Source organism: Ochrobactrum sp. SFR4 (assembly GCF_019730395.1).
Lineage (GTDB): Bacteria > Pseudomonadota > Alphaproteobacteria > Rhizobiales > Rhizobiaceae > Pseudochrobactrum.
This window is the reverse complement of record NZ_JAAPBB010000613.1, coordinates 1-295: the sequence shown is the minus strand read 5'-3', so window position 1 is coordinate 295 and position 295 is coordinate 1. Positions and strand designations below refer to the sequence as shown.

The window sequence follows — 295 nt, the reverse complement described above, 5'->3', positions numbered from 1 at the left end:
AGAATGCCTTCGGTGTCATCGAATTCCATGAAGAAGTTGTGGAGCGCATTGATCACAAACCGCAGCTTCTCGGTTCGCTGAATTTGTTTGAGACAATCTACTCGCGCTCGCGCTCAATTGCGATTGCCGATCGGGATCGCACACTCTCTCTCATTCCTACATCTGAAAATGGCGCGCCACTAGCTGAACTTATTCCGCAAGGCGCAAAGGTTCGAAAATTTGACACCGTTCGCCTTGCAAAAGGTTCAACGATTTATGCGATTGAACTTGCTGGTACAGTGGCTCTACCGTTTGA

General features: G+C 48.5%; 1 protein-coding gene. It reads left to right on the top strand.

Annotated elements, in window-relative coordinates:
- Positions 1 to 295: major capsid protein (locus HBA93_RS20495; protein ID WP_221724501.1), on the top strand; the 295-nt coding region annotated here is incomplete at both ends.